Consider the following 17,542-nt stretch of genomic DNA (forward strand, 5'->3'; position numbering starts at 1 on the left):
AGCCCCTGCAAAAGCAGTCGGGCCTCATCAACGAATCACGTTCAACGGGAGTATAGACAGCGACCAATGGCACGCAATGAAGCCTGTGAAATGAACTTCACGAAATGACTGAATGGTCTGAAAACCGCGCGCTTGATAGGGTGTGGCGCAATAATGGCACTCCCATATACCTGAGAGCGCACACGTTTGCGCCGCTTATAACAAATGCGTCTTAGGTATTCTGTATACCGAGCTAATTTAGTGTCTTCCGTTTGAAACGTAATGTCCCTGGAGTTGTCATGAACATCGCTGCTGTACGCGAGCAGGTAAGCCAAGCCCATCAACATGAAGGCCAGACCGGCCAATTGAAACAGCGTCTCGAGCTGCAACTGCCCCATCTGCACCCCTCGATCCAACTGCCTGAGCAGGACGCCCAGGGTACTTTGGCGCGCTTCGTCAGCGCCTACATCGATCAGGTTCCGGAACTGCTGGAGGCCGCCCACGCGGTCGCCCGCGAAGCCGGGATCGAATCGCAGATCAAACCTGTACTGAAAATTGCCGAGGCCTACTTCCTGCAGCCGCCCAGCGTGATGCAAGGGCATGTAGGCCTGGACTGCCTACTGGATGAGGCCTACCTGGCGCACCGCCTGGTGGAAGAGGTGAATGACCTGTACATCCGCCACTTCCAGCAGCCGCTGATCCCGGTCGACACCACGGTCGCCAACCTGATTGCCCACCAGCTGATTGGCGAGAGCTTTGCCAACCAGCTAGATGAAGTGGTGCACCACTCGGTTGACGAAATGCTCAATGATGAAAGCTTTGCGGTGGAATCGGTGGAGGCTTACCGCGAAAAGCTGAGCAGCCCGGCAACCGGCGAGGCGTGGAAGCGCTGGCCTTGCCTGTCGCGACAGCTGGGTGTGGAGCTAGGTCAGCCAGCCTGAATCCAGAGCCCTGTGAGATCCCTGTAGGAGCGGCATTGTGCCGCGAAAGGGCTGCAAAGCAGCCCCAGCAATCTCAACTGTGAAACCTTGGGGCCGCTGCGCGGCCCTTTCGCGGCACAAGGCCGCTCCTACAAAAATCACCCTGTTCAGGACCGATATCAGGTACCAACCCCCGCCGTAGTCCGCAACCGTCCCTCGATCCGCCGCTTCAGGCGCCGCTGCTCGATCAACAACCGCGACCCATTGGCCGCATTACTGCGGTTCCAGTCCTCCAGCAGCTCAAGGCACGAGTGGTCGATGTAGCTCAGGTTGCCCAACGGCACATGCAACGTGGTGCCCGCGGGTACGGTATCCAGCACCTGGGTCAGCGCCGGCACCTTCAGGAACGTGGCCGCGCCACTGAGGCGCAGTTCCATGTGACCATCCTTGGCGAGGCTCACCAGGTTGATCTTCAGCCGCGCTGCCTTGAACGCCAGCTTCAGCAGGGTCAGGGCAAAGCCCAGCAGCACACCGGTCAGCAGGTCGGTGAAGATGATGGCCAGCGCCGTCGCCGCATAGGTGAACATCGGCATGCGACCATAACGGCCCAGGCCACGAAATGCCTTGAAGTCGACCAGCTTGACCCCGGTAAACACCAGCACACCCGCCAGGCTCGCCACCGGAATCTGCTGCAGCACGCTGCTCAACACCACCACGAAGGCCAACAGCCACAGGCCGTGGAAGATTGCCGATGCCCGCGTCTGCGCCCCCGCCTGCACATTGGCCGAGCTGCGCACGATCACACCCGTCATCGGCAGCGCGCCCAGCACGCCACAGAGCATGTTGCCGATACCTTGAGCCGACAGTTCACGGTCAAAGTCCGAACGCTGGCCGCTGTGCATTCGGTCTACCGCGGCGGCCGAGAGCAAGGTTTCGGCGCTGGCGATGAAGGCCAGGGCAAAGGCAGCGACCAGCAGGGTAGGGTCGGCCAAATGCATCAGGTCTGCCGGGCGGAGCCAGTCGATGGCCTCGGACAGGTCTGCCGGCACCTGCACGCGGTTTACCGGCAAGGCCAGCCACATACTGATGGCAGTCATGGCGGCAACACCCAGCAGGGCGCCAGGGACGAAGCGCAGCCGCTGCGGTCGCAGGCGTTCCCAGCCCCACATGATGGCGATGGTGCCCAGGCCCAGCGCACCGGCCATCCAGCCGGAGCCTGCGTTTTCCTGTGGCAGGGCTGCGGCAACGGTGGACGGGAATTCCAGCAGGTTCTGCAACCCGGAAGGCTGCGGCGCCGTGTCGAACATCACATGCACCTGCGACAACACGATCAGCACGCCAATCCCCGCCAACATGCCGTACACCACCGCTGGCGCAGTGACACGAAACCAGCAACCCAGGCGCAGGCGCCCGGCCAGCAACTGCAGCAGCCCGGCCAGCAACAGGATCGGCCCAAGCATGGCCATGCCATGCTGGCGCACCAGCTCGAACACCAGTACCGCCAGGCCGGCGGCTGGGCCGCTGACCTGCAACGGCGAACCGGCGAGGAAACCCACCACAATGCCGCCGATAATGCCGGTAATCAGGCCCTTGGCCGGCGGCATGCCCGAGGCTATCGCGATACCCATGCACAACGGCAGGGCCACCAGAAAGACCACCACCGACGCCAGCAACTCACGCGGCAGGGCCGCTTTCAACTGTGTAATGTTCACCGTGTTTCTCCTTTCTCTGTCGCACGGCCATTCCTCTGGCCGTGGGCACGTTTGCCCCTGACGAGCGCGCAAGCGCGGGCCGCCAGCGGGCTTGCCGGCAAGGCAGTCAGGGAATTCAAGGCAGCCGAAGGCCGCGCCACACCCCATAGGGTGCAGCCGGCTATCAAGGTTCTAGCGGTGGATGGGTCGCTTAGTAGCGGCCTCTCGGAGTAGCGCAGGGGACCGGCTCGCCAGCAGCCAGGGGCAGGAAGCTGTCGCTGATGGCGTCATAAGCTTCGATCTTGCTGGTTTCGATGTCGTAAACCCAGCCATGAATGAACAGCTCACCGGCTGCAAGGCGCGAGGCAACCGAAGGGTGGGTGCGCAGGTGATGCAACTGGGCGATCACGTTTTCCTTGGTCAGCACCTGCATGGTTTCGTGTTCGGTACCGCACGAGCAGTTGTTCTCGACCACGGTACGCGCCACTTCGGCATGGCGCAGCCAGGCGGAAACAGTCGGCATCTTGGTCAGCGATTGCGGGTTGAGTACTGCACGCATGGCGCCACAGTCGGAATGTCCACAGACGATGATGTGGTGCACTTTCAGCGCAAGCACGGCGTATTCGATGGCGCTGGAAACGCCGCCGTTCATCTGACCGTAGGGCGGTACCACGTTACCCACGTTACGGGTTACGAACAGGTCGCCGGGCGAGCTCTGGGTGATCAGCTCGGGGACGATGCGCGAGTCGGCGCAGGTGATGAACATGGCACGCGGCGTTTGCGCAGTGGCGAGCTTCTTGAACAGCTCTTGCTGTTCGGGGAAGACGTCATGGTGAAAGCGCAGGAAGCCGTCGACGATGTGCTTCAGGGCGGCATCGGCGCCCTCAGCGGGTACCTCCGGAACGACCTTGGATGGGTCCTTGACGGGCATGATTCATCCTCTTGACGGTGTGTTGGTAAATCCATTTTACCGGTGAAAGATTCTGGCTATGCAGGGTTTTAGATGACACGCACGGGCCATAGATCACAGTCGGTGTGGACTGATTTCCTACGCTAGCGGGGAAAACTTAACTGAAACTTAATTCGAAGGCTCTAGAACGGGCGTTCCAGATATAAAAGGCGGGTTCTGGATAATAGCAAAAAAACATCAACTGCCAATATGTATTAGCGCAATTATTAACTCGGATTAGTTGTATTGAGGGCTGGCAATGGGCCCCATTTGGGGACCTGAGACCTGCAAGCTGCCCGCTCCCACAAAAACCGTGATCTTTTCAAAATCAAAACAGGGCCATCTGCCCATTGGGCGGGCAGAAGGCAGAGCAGTCCAGCGTCTGCGCCTCGCGCCCTTCAAAATCCAGCCGCTTCATGGCTTTGGCAAACCGTTGTGCCAACAGCTCGGCAAATACCCCTTCACCGCGCATGCGCGCACCAAACCGGCTGTCATACAGCTCGCCGCCCCGGCTCTGGCGGATCAGGCTCAACACATGGGCCGCCCGTTGCGGGTAATGGTCCTGCAGCCACTGCTCGAACAGCGGCGCCACCTCCAGTGGCAGGCGCAGCATCATGTAGGCCGCGCTCTGTGCGCCCGCCTCCCTGGCAGCCTCCAGCAAACGCTCCAGCTCACTGTCGTTGATCATCGGAATCATCGGCGAACACAACACACCCACCGGCACACCCGCCTCGCGCAACACGCGGATGGCCCTCAACCGGGCACTGGGTGACGCCGCCCGCGGTTCCAGAACCCGCTTGAGGTCGTCGTCCAGCGTGGTCAGGCTGATCATTACCCGCGCCAAACGTTGCCGGGCCATTTCGGCCAGCAGGTCGAGGTCGCGCAACACCAGCGAACCTTTGGTCACGATGGTCACCGGGTGACGAAAACGCAGCAACACTTCCAGCAGCCGCCGGGTCAGCAACTGCTCCCGCTCGATCGGCTGGTACGGGTCGGTATTGGAGCCCAGGTTGATCGGCGCGCACACGTAACCCGGCTTGCTCAGCTGTTGCGCAAGCACTTCGGCGGCATTGGTCTTGGCGATCAGCTTGGTTTCAAAATCCAGGCCGGGGGAGAGGTCCCAATAGGCATGGGAAGGGCGGGCATAGCAGTAGATGCAGCCATGCTCGCAGCCGCGATAGGGGTTGATGGAGCGGTCGAAGGGCAGGTCGGGCGAGGTATTGCGGGAGATGACCGACTTCGCCGTCTCGCTGCGCACTTCGGTGCCCTGGGTCTGCGGCACTTCCTGATACCAGCCGTCGTCCTCGACCACCGAATGGTTGGGGGCAAAACGGTTGTGCGGATTGTGCGCCGTGCCACGGCCCTTTAGTGGTGCTGGAGGATTCATGGCTAACCCCTATACTGTATTTACATACAGTATCGCAGCTACCATGAATCCACCAGCGCCTCTGATCCGACAGCCAGTGCTTACTCTGTCGGTTTCTTCAGCTTCGGATTAGGGAAGAACTGCACCGTCTGGACCTTGGCCGGCGCCGCCTTGGGCGCCAGGTGGTTGACCCGGGTGCCGAGCTCCTTGGGCACCGACAAGCCCTGCTCGTTGAGGGTGTCGGTGAACCCGCAGGCGACGCACTCGCGGTGCGGTACGTCATCTTCGCTCCACATCATCAGCTTGTCGGGCTCGCTGCACGCGGGGCATACCGCCCCGGCAATGAAGCGTTTCTTGGTCTTGTTCACAACTACCTCGCTCACGCCGCAGCGCCTTCGGTAAGACCACTATGGCGCAGCAGCGCATCGATGGAAGGCTCACGGCCACGGAAGTCGACAAACAGCACCATCGGCTCGCGCGAACCGCCACGGGCCAGGATAGCCTCGCGGAAGGCACGCCCGGTCTCGGCATTCAGCACACCTTCTTCCTCGAAGCGCGAGAACGCGTCAGCCGACAGCACTTCAGCCCACTTGTAGCTGTAGTAGCCCGCCGCATAACCGCCCGCAAAAATGTGCGCAAAGCTGTTGGGGAAGCGGTTGTACGCCGGTGGGCGCATGACCGACACCTCGTCACGCACGCCTTCGAGCACCTGCAGTACGCTGCGACCGTCGCCATGGCTGGCGTGCAGCTCGAAGTCGAACAGCGAGAACTCCAACTGGCGCACCATCATCATGCCCGACTGGAAGTTCTTCGCCGCCAGCATCTTGTCCAGCAGGTCCTGGGGCAGGGCCGCGCCGGTTTCGTAGTGGCCGGAGATCAGCGCCAGGCCTTCCGGCTCCCAGCACCAGTTTTCCATGAACTGGCTTGGCAACTCGACCGCGTCCCAGGCCACGCCGTTGATACCGGAAACACCGGCATGCTCGATGCGGGTCAGCAGGTGGTGCAGGCCGTGGCCGAATTCGTGGAACAGGGTGGTGACTTCATCGTGGGTCAGCAGTGCAGGCTTGCCGGGTGCGGCCGGGGTGAAGTTGCACACCAGATTGGCCACCGGGCTCTGCAGCTCGCCACCGGCAGTGCGACGACGGTCGCGGGCGCCGTCCATCCACGCACCGCCGCGCTTGTTGGCGCGGGCGTAAAGGTCGAAGAAGAAGCGGCCGACATGCTGGCCGTTTTCCTTGATCTCGAACAGGCGCACATCCGGGTGCCAGCTGTCGAAGCCCTTGAGCTCGGCGATTTCGATGCCGTACAGGCGCTGCACGATGCTGAACAGGCCGCCCAGCACCTTGTCGATCGGGAAGTAGGCGCGCAGGGCTTCCTGCGACACGCTGTAGCGCTGCTCGCGCAGCTTCTCGCCAAAGTAGCCGGCGTCCCAGCTGGCCAGTTCAGGGCAGCCCTGTTCGGCGGCATAGGCCTTCAGCTGCTCCAGGTCCTGGGCGGCAAACGGCTTGGAACGCTTGGCCAGGTCCCGCAGGAAGCTCAACACCTGATCGCTGGACTCGGCCATCTTGGTGGCCAGGCTCAGCTCGGCGTAGTTCTTGTAACCCAGCAACGCAGCCAGTTCCTGGCGCAGGTCGAGAATTTCCTGCATGACCGGGCCGTTGTCGAACTGGCCGGCATTCGGGCCCTGGTCCGAGGCGCGGGTGCAGTAGGCGGCGTACACCTCTTCGCGCAGGGCGCGGTCGCTGGCGTAGGTCATCACGGCGTAGTAGCTGGGGAATTCCAGGGTGATCAGCCAGCCGTCGAGGCCCTTGGCCTGGGCAGCGGCAGCCATCTGCGCCTTGGCCGAATCGGTCAGGCCGGCCAGTGCGGCTTCGTCGGTAACGTGCTTGGTCCAGGCCTGGGTGGCGTCGAGCAGCTGGTTGGAGAAGCGGCTGCCCAGCTCGCTGAGCTTGCTTTGCACTTCGGCGTAGCGCTGCTGCTTGTCCGCCGGCAGGTCGATACCCGACAGGCGGAAGTCACGCAGGGCGTGTTCGAGAATAGTCTTTTGCGCCACATCGAAGCCCGCGGCTTCGGGGCTATCGATCAGCGCCTGGTAGGCTTCGAAAAGCGCGCGGTTCTGACCCAGTTCGGTCGAGTAGGCGCTCAATGCAGGCAGGCACGACTCGTAGGCTTCACGCAGCTCGGCGCTGTTGCACACCGCATTGAGGTGGCTGACCGGGCTCCAGGCAGCGCCCAGGCGGTCGTTCAGTTCGTCCATGGCCAGCACCAGGCCAGCCCAGGTAGGGGCCTTGCCCTGCTTTTCGAGGATCTCGGCAATGGCTTTACGGTTGTCGGCCAGGATAGCTTCGATCGCCGGCAACACGTGTTCGGCACGGATTTGCGAGAAGGGCGGCAGATCGTGGGATTGCAGAAGCGGGTTGTTCGCAGTCACGGTTTGGATACCTTGGCAGAAGAAACACTGCCCCATCTTAATTACAATCGACGCCGACCGCAGCAGGCAGCCTGCCTATCGGCACAGATGAGAGACGCTATCATGGCCATCCGAAGCTTCCAGCAACACACTCCGAAAGTTGGGCTACGTGCCTTCGTCGACCGCTCGGCAGTGGTGCTGGGCGACGTGGAGATCGGTGAAGACAGCTCGATCTGGCCGATGACAGTGGTACGCGGCGACATGCACCGCATCCGCATCGGCGCACGCACCAGCGTGCAGGACGCCAGCGTGCTGCACATCACCCACGCCGGCCCGTTCAACCCGGACGGTTTCCCGCTGATCATCGGTGACGAGGTGACCATCGGCCACAAAGTGATGCTGCATGGCTGCACCCTGGGCAACCGCATCCTGGTCGGCATGGGCAGCACCATCATGGATGGCGCCATCGTCGAGGACGAAGTAATCATCGGTGCCGGCAGCCTGGTACCGCCGGGCAAACGCCTGGTCAGTGGTTACCTGTACATGGGCAGCCCGGTGAAACAGGCCCGGCTGCTGAACGACAAAGAGCGCGCGTTCTTCTCCTACAGCGCCGGCAACTACGTAAAGCTCAAGGACCAGCACCTGGCCGAAGGCTACGACCAACCGGAATGACCGCTTCGCGGGTAAACCCGCTCCCACAGGTACGGCGCCGGCCTCAGGCCCTGTGATATCCCTGTGGGAGCGGGTTTACCCGCGAAGAAGACCACGCAGCATTCAAAGTGGAACCCGCAAATGCATCAGCAAAACATCCTCTTCGACCTCGACGGCACCCTGACCGACCCCCGCCTGGGCATCACCCGCTCGATCCAGTATGCCTTGGCCAAACTGGGCATCGACGAGCCGGACCTGGCCCGCCTCGAACATTTCATCGGCCCGCCTTTGCTACAGGCCTTCATGCAGTTCTACAGCTTCGACGAAGCCAAGGCCTGGGAGGCGGTGAACTTCTACCGGGAGCGTTTCCGCGTCACCGGCCTGTACGAAAACCTGGTGTTCCAGGGCGTGCCGGAGTTGCTCGAAGCCCTGAACGGGCAGGGCCGCACGCTGTACATCGCCACTTCCAAACCGTGGGAATTTGCCCGCGAAATCGCCCGGCACTTCGCCTTCGACCAACACTTCAAGGTGATCTACGGCAGCGAACTGGACGGCACCCGCACCAACAAGGTCGAGCTGATTCGCCATCTGCTGGATGAAGAAGGGCTGGACCCGGCGCAAACCCTGATGATCGGGGACCGCAAGCATGACCTGATCGGCGCGCGCAGCAATGGCTTGCAGGCAGTGGCGGTGGGGTATGGGTTTGGTAGCCAGGAAGAACTGATGGCAGAAGAGCCGGCCTACCACTTTGCGACCTTGGCCGAGATGCATCAGGCATTCATCAAGGCTTGAGTGCCCTAGGGGCTGCTTTGCAGCCCATCGCCGGCAAGCCAGCGCCTACAGGTCCTGCATCAAATTCAAACCTTGCGCGGTCCCTGTGGGAGTTGGCTTGCCGACGATGGGTCGCGCAGCGGCCCCAAGATGTCACAGGCTAACCACCAGACGCTGCAGCGCCGCTTTCCTTTCTTCAATCGGCAACCGCCCCAGCTGCTCGACCCGCTGATAAAACCGAAGCCAATCCCCACCCACCTCACGAAACACCGCCGCAAACGCCGGCACCCACTGGTCATACAGCCCGAACGGCAACAACTTGGCATTACTCATCGGCCCATAAATCCAGGCGTCATAACGCTTGTCACCGCCCCACTGGCCATCACGCACCTGCCGGTACTCACGCCTCAAACGCTCAAACTCGGCCTGCTTGGCCAGCCGCTTGTGCGCATCGTCCAGCGGCCCGCCATAAATCGCCTGCAACCGCTCACGGCTGGCCAGCACCAGCCTCATGAACTGGTCACGCTGCTGCCCCTGCTCCTCGCCAACAGCGGCAAGCCCACGCGCTGCACGCCATTGCCGGGTGCCTTCCTGCTCGACAAAGGAGGCAAACGATTCGTTGAACTCGGTATCGTCCTGCACATAGAAGCGCTGGTGAGCCAGTTCATGGAAGATGAGCGTGGCCAGGCGCTCGTCGCCCCAACCGACCATTGACGACAGGATCGGGTCGTCGAACCAGCCAAGGGTCGAATACGCCTCCACGCCCCCCAGATACACATCCAGGCCGTCCTGGCGCATCAATGCCGCCGCCCCGCGTGCCGCACCTTGCTGGTAGTAGCCGCGATAGGCCACGCACCCCGCAATCGGGAAACAGTGCGTCACCGGCTGCAACGACAGTTCGGGCGTGGCAAACACATTCCACACCACATAAGGCCGGCCAATGTCGGCATAAACCCGGTAGCTGCGGTTATCCGGCAGTTTCAACTGCTGGCTGGCGAACACCCGCGCCTGTTCAGCGTGCGCCAGGCGCGAGCGTAACTGCGGTGACGTGGTGGGGTCGGCAAGCACCTGCGCGACTGGCTGTCGCGCACGCAGCAGCTGCAATTGGCCCTCGGCCAGCTGCCCATAGTAGGCCACGCTGCTGCAACCGTTCAGCAGGAGCGCCCCCAGCAGGGGAACCAAACGGGTGAAAACGCGGTCGAGTGCCCCAGGGCCTGAGCGCTGCATAAAAAAAAGTCGAAGCATCCGGGCTGTATGACTCGCTCAAGGCCAAATTCGCTCCAAGACTATCTCGCCAAGGGGGAGTTTCGCCATGCGTGCATTGTTGGTCGCCGGTTCACTGCTGCTGATATCCGCCTGTTCCACGTTGCCGGCCCCGGACCCGAATCAGGCCTGGATCGACCTTACCCCCTACGACAACACCTCGCTGGACGCCGTGCAGGTCGATGAACGTGACTGGGCCGACAGCCGCTATTTCGAAGTACAGCCCGGCAGCCACGAGCTGACCGTGCGCTACCAGTTCCCGGTCACACCCAGCAATATCGGCCCGGTCGACGAGCCCTTGTGGCGCGACTGCCAGGTCAAACTGAGCTTCAAGGACTTTGCCGCCGGGCAGCGCTATCAGCTGCACGCTGGCAGTATCGGCTTCCGCCCCTGGATCAAGCTCTACGACGACCAGCAGAAAATGGTCGGCCAAGGCTTGCCTGCAGGCTGCCAACGCACCTGAACCGCACAAACGGCGCTATGCTTGTTACTTGTAAATCGCAAGTGGGAGTTTTGCCATGCGCCAGCCCATGATGCTGATCGCCCTCAGTGCACTGGGGGCTTGCGCCAGCCCCTTGCCCCCCGTCGACCCCAAGCAGGCCTGGGTTGATCTGTACACCATGACCCCCGGCCGCGTGATCATGGCCGACCGCCTCGATGGCAAGCGCCTGGAGGACGGCCGTTACTTTCAGGTAACGCCCGGCAAGCACGAACTGGTGGTGCGCTTCGATTATGAAATCTACTCGGGCGGCATCATGTCCGAACCCAGGGACCGAACCTGCTACCTGACCGTGCGCTTTGACGACTTCAAGGCCGGCGAGCGCTATCGCCTGGAAGCGCGGGCGCCGGTGATGGAGCCGCAGGTGCTGCTGTACGACGCCAGCCGCAAAGTGCTGGTGAACGAGCCTAGTAACGTGTTCTGCATTCCGTGAGCTGGGGCTGCTTTGCAGCCCATTCGCAGCACAAGGCTGCTCCTACAGGGATCGCGTACGTTTGTAGGAGCACCCTTGTGCTGCGATGGGCCGCAAAGCGGCCCCGAATCTACCGATCATTCTTCTGGTAAATGATCTTCTTCGTCCCGCCATCGCAAGTGCCGACGACCATATTCTGGTCCTTGACCTCACTGTTGGGCACGATCTCCAGGGTGTAGGACGGCACACCCTGAGCCTGGATCTTGGCCTCGATCTCGGCTTTCAGTTCCTCGCACGGCTTGACCGCCGCCAACGTGGATGTGGCGACCAGAGAAGCCAACACGGCGATTGCTACGCGAATCATGGAACGGCTCCTGAAAAGGCAGCGTGCTGCCGACGCTGTTTAGACTACAGCAAACCGCCTCCGTTGCGCCGCTTCAGCCCACCAGCGCTGCATCCAGGCTGATTTTTGCGTTCAGCACCTTGGACACCGGGCACCCTTCCTTGGCCTTGTTGGCAATCTCCAGGAACTGCGCCTCGCTCGCGCCCGGTACCTTGGCCCGGAGCACAAGATGCACGGCCGTAATGGCAAAACCATCCGGCAGCTTGTCGAGCGTCACCTCGGCAGCGGTGTCGATCCGGTCCGCAGTCAGCCCTGCTTCACCGAGCATCATCGACAACGCCATCGAGAAACAGCCGGCATGCGCGGCGCCAATCAGCTCCTCCGGGTTGGTTCCAGGCGTGCCCTCGAAACGGGTGTTGAAGCCATACGGGTTCTGCTTGAGCGCGCCGCTTTCGGTAGAAAGCAGGCCCTTGCCATCCTTCAAGCCACCTTGCCAGATCGCCGATGCTGTCTTTTTCATACTGCCTCCTGGTCATTCGGTTACGTGGTTATGGATTCAGAGGCCCGCCACTTACGGCAAGTTCAGACCAATCGCACAGCAAACATTGAATCCCCCGAATATGCCCATACAGAGTTACAAAGGCCTCTGGCCAACCACCTTTGCGGAGGCTCCCATGACGCAGCTGCGTGACCTGAAAATATCCACCCTCGACCTGGTGCCCGTGCGCGCCGATGCAGGCCCGGCGCAATCGCTGCGCAACTCGCTGGACCTGGCGCAACACGTCGAGCGTTTTGGCTACAACCGCTTCTGGGTGGCGGAGCACCACAACATGGACGGCATCGCCAGTTCGGCGACGTCGGTGCTGATCGGCTACCTGGCCGGTGGCACCTCGACCATTCGCGTAGGCTCTGGCGGGGTGATGCTGCCCAACCACGCGCCGCTGGTGATCGCCGAGCAGTTCGGCACCCTGGCCAGCCTCTACCCGGGGCGTATCGACCTGGGCCTGGGCCGTGCGCCGGGCTCGGACCAGATGACCGCCTACGCCCTGCGCCGCGACCGTGCCGGCGGCCCGGACGACTTCCCGGACGATGTCGAGGAACTGTCGCGCTACCTCGGCCCGCGTACCGATGATCAAAAAGTGATCGCCGTGCCGGGGCACGACACTGACGTGCCGATGTGGCTGCTCGGTTCCAGCCTGTTCAGCGCCCAGCTGGCGGGCATGCGCGGCATGCCCTATGCCTTTGCCTCACACTTTGCGCCGCGCTACATGCACGAGGCGATCCGCGTTTACCGCAATCATTTCAAGCCTTCGACCACACTGGACAAGCCGTATGTGATGCTGGGCATCCCCATGGTGGTGGCAGAAACCGACGAAAGGGCCGAATACCTGGCAACCTCGGTGTACCAGCGCATCCTGGCGCTGATTCGCGGCCAGAGCCTGATGCAGAGGCCGCCCGTAGAAAGCATGGATGGGCTGTGGTTGCCCCATGAGAGGGATACGGTAGGCAGTTTCCTCGGCCTGGCGATGATCGGCAGCCCGCAGAAGGTAAGGGCCAAGGTGGAGGTGCTGCTGGAGCAGACCGGGGCGGACGAGCTGATCTTTACCTGTGACCTGTATGAGCATGCGGACCGGATCCGGTCCTATGAGCTGTTGGCGCAGGCCCTCAAGACCGCCTGACCTTCTTCGCGGGCTCGCCCCCTCCCACAGGACTGCACGGGTGCCTGACCCTGTGTATTACCTGTGGGAGCGGGCGAGCCCGCGAAAAAGCAAACGCATCAACCGCGGCGGTACACAATCTCTTTGGTACCCGCCTCGCAGCTACCAATCACCTTGCCGGCCGGCTCGCCCTTGTTGACGACCTCCAGCTTGTAGCCAGTAACCCCTTTGGCATCCAGCTTGGCGGCAATTTCTGCCTTCAGCTCTTCGCACGGCTTGCCCGCCGCCAGCGCACCACCGGCCAATGTCATCAGGCCCAGCGCCAGAATCAGTTTGTTCATCGATCGCTTTCCTTGTGCAGATGAAATCAGAAAGGGCGCCCGCCAAGGCGCCCCTCTCCTGAATACCCCATTAGGCCGGGATCATCCAGACCGGCAGTGTTTCAGCTATTGGCGATACGAAAGCCCACCTTCAGCGTGACCTGAAAATGCGCGGCCTTGTTGCCTTCAATATGCCCACGGGTATCGACCACTTCAAACCATTCCAGGTGCTTGATGCTCTTGCCGGCTTCTGCCAGGGCATTGTTGATCGCGTCTTCGATGCTGGTTGGCGAGGATCCCACCAGTTCGATCTTCTTGTACGTATGATGGTCAGTCATGTTCACGCTCCTTGGATAACGGTGAAATTCAGCCTAGCAGGGTAGGCCTGGTTTACCTGCGAGCCGTCCGCCAAGGTGAAAGTTCGATCGCACTTTCGCGCGGGCCAAGGGTCGCAACCTTACAGCCCATACTGCAAAGGAGAGTCAACATGCACCGCAACTCGCTGCGTAAAACATCCCTGGAAAGCATGGAAGCGGAGATCGAAAGCCTTCTGAAAAGCCTGGAAAACCTCAAGCATGACGCCTCGGAAGAGTCCCAGAAGTCGGTGAAGGCAATCCGCAGCAACGCCGAAAGCGCGCTGAAACACTCGCGCAGCCTGCTCAGCGATGCTTACGAGGAAGTGAAGACCCGCACCCGCCAGACCGGTATTGCTACCCGTGATTACGCACAGGAGCACCCGGTTACGACAGCGGGCGTGGCGCTTGGCGCCCTCGGCCTGCTGGCGGCCTATCTGCTGACCCGTCGCAACTAACCCGCCTGGCGTTCCAATTCGCGGCGCAGCCACTGCGCCAACTGCTCGGCGCGCCCATCTGCGGCGCGCCGCGGCACCCACAAGGCCAGCGCTGCCCGGGTAGGGGAAAAGCCCCACGGCGCGCTGAGGCGCCCGGCCCTCAAGTCATCAGCCACCAGCGGCTGTGGCGCGATGGCCACCCCAAGGCCTGCAACCGCAGCCTCCAGCAAATAGTACAAATGCTCGAACGCCTGGCCGTACTGCAACCCGGCCGGGTCCAATCCCTGTTGCCCAGCCCATGTCGGCCATGCTTGTGGCCGCGAGGTGGTATGCAACAGGGCCTCCTCCAGCAGGGCTTTGGCGGGCGCATCTCGCAAGCGATCGAAGCCGGCAAAATGCGGGCTAAGCACCGGCCCGATACGCTCCTCAGCCAGCACATGCACCTGCATGTCCGCCGGCCATGGGGGTTCAGCGTATACCAGCAATGCATCGAGCCCTGGACGACGGGGGTCGAGGTCACCTTCACCTGCGGACAAGTGCAGGCGCAACTCAGGCAATTCCGCCTTCAGGCGACCAAGCCTGGGGATAAACCAACGCGCTAGCAGGCTCCCCGAGCAGCCCAGCACAAACGGCGCCTCGCTGACATCGCGGCTGAGTTCTGTACACACGCTGCGCAACCGGTCGAAGGCCTCACCGCTGGCCTCGCGCAGACGCACACCGGCATCTGTGAGTTTGATGCCACGCCCGTCCTTGACGAACAGCGCCACCCCCAGGTGCTCCTCAAGCACCTTGATCTGCCGGCTGACAGCGCCATGGGTAACATGCAGCGCTTCAGCCGCCTGGCTAACGCTGTTGAGCCTGGCGGTGGCCTCGAAGGCGCGCAGGGCATTCAGGGGAGGGAGATCGTGGGCCATTTTACCTGTGAGTTTTTCTGACAAGTTTGCGCAATCTTATCGGTTTTCAGCCGGGCTTGCCGTGGTTAGAGTAAAGCCCATCACTCATTCATTACGCCCTGGAGCGCCCCATGACCCAGTCCCAATACCGCCCCGGCCCCGACGCCAATGGCCTGTTCGGCTCGTTCGGCGGCCGCTACGTGGCCGAAACCCTTATGCCACTGGTGCTGGACCTGGCCCGCGAATACGAAGCGGCCAAGGCAGACCCCAAGTTCCTCGAAGAGCTGGCCTACTTCCAGCGCGACTACATCGGCCGCCCCAACCCGCTGTACTTCGCCGAGCGCCTGACCGAGCACTGTGGCGGTGCGAAGATCTTCTTCAAGCGTGAAGAGCTCAACCACACCGGCGCGCACAAGGTGAACAACTGCATCGGCCAGGTGCTGCTGGCCAAGCGCATGGGCAAAAAGCGCCTGATCGCCGAAACCGGCGCCGGCATGCACGGCGTGGCCACCGCCACCGTCGCTGCCCGCTTCGGCCTGCCGTGCGTGATCTACATGGGCGCCACCGACATCGAGCGCCAGCAGGCGAACGTGTTCCGCATGAAGCTGCTGGGCGCCGAAATCGTCCCGGTTACCGCCGGTACCGGCACCCTGAAAGACGCCATGAACGAAGCCCTGCGCGACTGGGTCACCAACGTCGAAGACACCTTCTACCTGATCGGCACTGTCGCTGGCCCACACCCGTACCCGGCCATGGTCCGCGACTTCCAGTCGATCATCGGCAAGGAAACCCGCGCTCAGCTGCAAGAGAAGGAAGGCCGCCTGCCAGACAGCCTGGTTGCCTGCGTCGGTGGTGGTTCCAACGCCATGGGCCTGTTCCATGAGTTTCTCGAAGAGCCAAGCGTACAGATCATCGGCGTCGAAGCCGGTGGCCACGGCGTGCACACCGACAAGCACGCTGCCAGCCTGAACGGCGGGGTACCGGGCGTACTGCACGGCAACCGCACCTACCTGCTGCAAGATGCAGACGGCCAGATCACCGACGCCCACTCGATTTCCGCAGGCCTGGACTACCCGGGCATCGGCCCGGAGCACGCCTACCTGCACGAAGTGAAGCGCGTCGAGTACGTCAGCATTACCGATGACGAAGCGCTGGATGCGTTCCACGCCAGCTGCCGTCTGGAAGGCATCATCCCGGCGCTGGAAAGCTCCCACGCCCTGGCCGAAGCGATCAAGCGCGCACCGAAGCTGCCCAAGGACCACCTGATGGTCGTGTGCCTGTCGGGCCGCGGCGACAAAGACATGCAAACCGTCATGAACCACATGGCCGCCCAGGAGAAACAGGCATGAGCCGTCTTGAACAACGCTTCGCCGAACTGAAGGCCGAAGGCCGATCGGCACTGGTCACCTTCGTCACCGCAGGCGACCCGGGCTACGACGCCTCGCTGCAGATCCTCAAGGGGCTGCCGGCAGCCGGTGCCGACGTGATCGAACTGGGCATGCCGTTCACCGACCCGATGGCCGATGGCGTGGCCATTCAGTTGGCCACCCTGCGCGCCCTGGAAGCTGGCCAGACCTTGGCCAGGACCCTGCAGATGGTTCGCGAATTCCGTGTGGATAACCACACTACGCCAATCGTGCTGATGGGCTACTACAACCCGATCCACCGCTTTGGCGTGGACGCGTTCGTGGCTGAAGCCAAGGAAGCAGGTGTCGATGGCCTGATCATCGTCGACCTGCCGCCAGAGCATGACGCCGAACTGGCCACCCCGGCCCAGGCTGCAGGCATCGACTTCATCCGCCTGACCACCCCGACCACCGACGATGCGCGCCTGCCGCGCGTGCTGGAGCGCAGCTCCGGGTTTGTGTACTACGTGTCGGTGGCCGGTGTGACCGGTGCCGGCTCGGCGACCACCGAGCACGTGACCGAAGCCATTGCCCGCCTGCGCCGGCATACCGACCTGCCTATCAGCGTCGGTTTTGGCATTCGTACCCCAGAGCAGGCTGCGAACATTGCCCGCCTGGCGGATGGTGTGGTGGTGGGCTCGGCGCTGGTCGACAAGATCGCCCAGGCTAAAAGTGCCGACCAGGCGGTGAGTGATGTATTGAGCCTGTGCTCGGCACTGGCTGAAGGCGTGCGCGGCGCCCGCCGCTAAACCGCGTCGCCTGCTTCGCGGGCTTGCCCGCTCCCACAGGGACTACACAGATGCTGAGAACTGTGGAGGACCTGTGGGAGCGGGCAAGCCCGCGAAGAGGCCATCACAGGCAATAGAATTACCCACCAAAAATCGACAGTTTCAATGGCCGCACGGCCCCCATCCAGATCGCATGATCCCGGTGGTCCGCCAGTTCATCCCCGGTTTCCGGGTGCATGAATACCACCAGTCCCTTGCGGTAAAGCGCCAACCAAGGCAAAACCACCCCTACCACTTCAGGCCCGAACGCCAGCTGGCAACTCCAGTCCGGGTGTGGCCCAACCGGCTTCTGATGCATGCGCCCCATCGTCACGGGAAACAGCCGCGCCGCCTCCTCGCACAGTTCACGGGCCTGCTCCATGGTCGCTGCGTCGTAATAAACGTGGGCGTGGTAACCCTTGATCCTCTGCACGATAACTCCTGATTGCGGTCC

At 62.3% G+C, this 17,542-nt stretch carries 21 protein-coding genes; 9 read left to right on the forward strand and 12 right to left on the reverse strand.

Translation table 11 applies throughout. From position 1 onward, the window contains the following. The first annotated feature begins 278 nt into the window (after positions 1–278). Positions 279–920 (forward strand): hypothetical protein, encoded by a 642-nt coding sequence (locus tag E8E78_RS22715; protein WP_016497401.1) that lies wholly within the window; start codon positions 279–281, stop codon positions 918–920. Positions 921–1,078: 158 nt separating this feature from the next. On the opposite strand, the gene E8E78_RS22720 is transcribed toward E8E78_RS22715, so the two are convergent. The 5 genes from E8E78_RS22720 to prlC form a co-directional block, all read right to left on the reverse strand. Beyond that, positions 1,079–2,611, reverse strand: a complete 1,533-nt coding sequence (locus E8E78_RS22720; protein ID WP_084966191.1) for a SulP family inorganic anion transporter — start codon at positions 2,609–2,611, stop codon at positions 1,079–1,081. A gap of 190 nt (positions 2,612–2,801) precedes the next feature. After that, positions 2,802–3,521: a carbonic anhydrase gene (locus tag E8E78_RS22725; protein WP_016497399.1), complete on the reverse strand. Its 720-nt coding sequence runs from the start codon at positions 3,519–3,521 to the stop codon at positions 2,802–2,804. Positions 3,522–3,867: 346 nt separating this feature from the next. Next, a complete protein-coding gene (locus tag E8E78_RS22730; RefSeq protein ID WP_016497398.1) occupies positions 3,868–4,926 on the reverse strand; it encodes a PA0069 family radical SAM protein in 1,059 nt (352 codons plus the stop codon). 80 nt (positions 4,927–5,006) lie between these two features. Further along, positions 5,007–5,288, reverse strand: coding sequence for a YheV family putative zinc ribbon protein (locus tag E8E78_RS22735; protein ID WP_016497397.1), 282 nt, complete (start codon positions 5,286–5,288; stop codon positions 5,007–5,009). Further along, the gene (gene prlC / locus E8E78_RS22740; RefSeq protein ID WP_232861478.1) at positions 5,285–7,336 is read right to left on the reverse strand and encodes an oligopeptidase A; all 2,052 of its coding nucleotides are present in this window, start codon (positions 7,334–7,336) and stop codon (positions 5,285–5,287) included. The genes E8E78_RS22735 and prlC overlap by 4 nt, the downstream gene beginning before the upstream one ends. 102 nt (positions 7,337–7,438) lie before the next feature. Between prlC and E8E78_RS22745 the strand changes: the two genes are divergently transcribed. Further along, positions 7,439–7,987: a gamma carbonic anhydrase family protein gene (locus E8E78_RS22745; protein WP_016497395.1), complete on the forward strand. Its 549-nt coding sequence runs from the start codon at positions 7,439–7,441 to the stop codon at positions 7,985–7,987. Between the two features lie 120 nt (positions 7,988–8,107). Then, complete coding sequence (locus tag E8E78_RS22750; RefSeq protein WP_049277621.1) at positions 8,108–8,758, forward strand: HAD family hydrolase; 651 nt, start codon at positions 8,108–8,110, stop codon at positions 8,756–8,758. A 132-nt stretch (positions 8,759–8,890) separates the two neighbouring features. On the opposite strand, the gene E8E78_RS22755 is transcribed toward E8E78_RS22750, so the two are convergent. Beyond that, complete coding sequence (locus E8E78_RS22755) at positions 8,891–9,964, reverse strand: aminopeptidase (RefSeq protein WP_280312711.1); 1,074 nt, start codon at positions 9,962–9,964, stop codon at positions 8,891–8,893. Positions 9,965–10,049: 85 nt separating this feature from the next. Here E8E78_RS22755 and E8E78_RS22760 point away from each other — a divergent pair, with 85 nt between their 5' ends. Next, on the forward strand, positions 10,050–10,463 hold the full coding sequence (locus E8E78_RS22760; protein ID WP_016497392.1) for a hypothetical protein: 414 nt from the start codon (positions 10,050–10,052) through the stop codon (positions 10,461–10,463). A 55-nt stretch (positions 10,464–10,518) separates the two neighbouring features. Next, positions 10,519–10,932, forward strand: a complete 414-nt coding sequence (locus E8E78_RS22765; protein WP_016484244.1) for a hypothetical protein — start codon at positions 10,519–10,521, stop codon at positions 10,930–10,932. 109 nt (positions 10,933–11,041) lie between these two features. Here the strand turns inward: E8E78_RS22765 and E8E78_RS22770 are convergent, their stop codons facing one another. Then, a complete protein-coding gene (locus tag E8E78_RS22770) occupies positions 11,042–11,275 on the reverse strand; it encodes a DUF1161 domain-containing protein (protein ID WP_016497391.1) in 234 nt (77 codons plus the stop codon). Positions 11,276–11,348: 73 nt separating this feature from the next. Continuing rightward, entirely contained in the window at positions 11,349–11,774 is a 426-nt protein-coding gene (locus E8E78_RS22775) for an OsmC family protein (RefSeq protein WP_019470354.1), read from the reverse strand. A 154-nt stretch (positions 11,775–11,928) separates the two neighbouring features. Here E8E78_RS22775 and E8E78_RS22780 point away from each other — a divergent pair, with 154 nt between their 5' ends. Further along, on the forward strand, positions 11,929–12,933 hold the full coding sequence (locus E8E78_RS22780; RefSeq protein ID WP_061202796.1) for an LLM class flavin-dependent oxidoreductase: 1,005 nt from the start codon (positions 11,929–11,931) through the stop codon (positions 12,931–12,933). A 98-nt stretch (positions 12,934–13,031) separates the two neighbouring features. On the opposite strand, the gene E8E78_RS22785 is transcribed toward E8E78_RS22780, so the two are convergent. Further along, a complete protein-coding gene (locus E8E78_RS22785; RefSeq protein ID WP_049276156.1) occupies positions 13,032–13,253 on the reverse strand; it encodes a DUF1161 domain-containing protein in 222 nt (73 codons plus the stop codon). 101 nt (positions 13,254–13,354) lie between these two features. Further along, the gene (locus E8E78_RS22790; RefSeq protein ID WP_016497387.1) at positions 13,355–13,570 is read right to left on the reverse strand and encodes a dodecin; all 216 of its coding nucleotides are present in this window, start codon (positions 13,568–13,570) and stop codon (positions 13,355–13,357) included. Between the two features lie 149 nt (positions 13,571–13,719). Between E8E78_RS22790 and E8E78_RS22795 the strand changes: the two genes are divergently transcribed. After that, the gene (locus E8E78_RS22795; RefSeq protein WP_016497386.1) at positions 13,720–14,043 is read left to right on the forward strand and encodes a DUF883 family protein; all 324 of its coding nucleotides are present in this window, start codon (positions 13,720–13,722) and stop codon (positions 14,041–14,043) included. Here the strand turns inward: E8E78_RS22795 and E8E78_RS22800 are convergent. Further along, complete coding sequence (locus E8E78_RS22800) at positions 14,040–14,936, reverse strand: LysR family transcriptional regulator (protein ID WP_061202797.1); 897 nt, start codon at positions 14,934–14,936, stop codon at positions 14,040–14,042. The genes E8E78_RS22795 and E8E78_RS22800 overlap by 4 nt on opposite strands. A 110-nt stretch (positions 14,937–15,046) precedes the next feature. Here E8E78_RS22800 and trpB point away from each other — a divergent pair, with 110 nt between their 5' ends. Beyond that, the gene (gene trpB / locus E8E78_RS22805; protein ID WP_016497384.1) at positions 15,047–16,264 is read left to right on the forward strand and encodes a tryptophan synthase subunit beta; all 1,218 of its coding nucleotides are present in this window, start codon (positions 15,047–15,049) and stop codon (positions 16,262–16,264) included. Next, complete coding sequence (trpA, locus tag E8E78_RS22810; protein ID WP_114941835.1) at positions 16,261–17,070, forward strand: tryptophan synthase subunit alpha; 810 nt, start codon at positions 16,261–16,263, stop codon at positions 17,068–17,070. The genes trpB and trpA overlap by 4 nt, the downstream gene beginning before the upstream one ends. A 118-nt stretch (positions 17,071–17,188) precedes the next feature. Here the strand turns inward: trpA and E8E78_RS22815 are convergent, their stop codons facing one another. After that, complete coding sequence (locus tag E8E78_RS22815) at positions 17,189–17,521, reverse strand: DOPA 4,5-dioxygenase family protein (RefSeq protein WP_016497382.1); 333 nt, start codon at positions 17,519–17,521, stop codon at positions 17,189–17,191. Positions 17,522–17,542 lie beyond the last annotated feature (21 nt).

It is taken from the genome of Pseudomonas sp. BN505 (assembly GCF_029873175.1).
In the GTDB taxonomy this organism is placed as follows: domain Bacteria; phylum Pseudomonadota; class Gammaproteobacteria; order Pseudomonadales; family Pseudomonadaceae; genus Aquipseudomonas; species Aquipseudomonas putida.